The sequence below is a fragment of the Streptomyces doebereineriae genome (genome assembly GCF_031845645.1).
Classification (GTDB): domain Bacteria; phylum Actinomycetota; class Actinomycetes; order Streptomycetales; family Streptomycetaceae; genus Streptomyces; species Streptomyces canus.
Genome location: NZ_JAVREZ010000408.1, coordinates 1 through 430, shown reverse-complemented (window position 1 = coordinate 430; position 430 = coordinate 1). Strand labels below are relative to the sequence as shown.

The 430-nt window shown below is 71.9% G+C and carries 1 protein-coding gene; it reads left to right on the top strand.

Annotated features, from left to right (window positions below; genetic code table 11):
• On the top strand, positions 1 to 430 hold a 430-nt coding region (locus RNB18_RS52540), incomplete at both ends, for a TetR family transcriptional regulator (protein ID WP_311721122.1).

Sequence of the window (430 nt, the reverse complement as noted above, 5' to 3'; positions counted from 1 at the left end):
CAGATGCGGGAGGTCGCGGAGTCCTCGCAGGTCGCCCTCGGCACCCTGTACCGCTACTTCCCGTCCAAGGTGCATCTGCTGGTCGCCACCATGCAGGACCAGTTGGAGCACATGCACGGCACGCTGCGCAAGAAGCCGCCGGCCGGTGAGACGGCGGCGGAGCGGGTGGCGGAGACCCTGATGCGGGCGTTCCGCGCGCTCCAGCGCGAGCCGCACCTGGCCGACGCGATGGTCCGCGCGCTGACGTTCGCGGACCGCAGCGTCTCCCCCGAGGTGGACCAGGTCTCCCGGCAGACGACGTTGATCATCCTGGACGCGATGGGCCGGGCCGACCCGGGTCCGCGGCAGCTCTCGGCGGTCCGCGTCATCGAGCACACCTGGCACTCGGCCCTCATCACCTGGCTGTCGGGCCGCGCCTCCATCGCCCAGG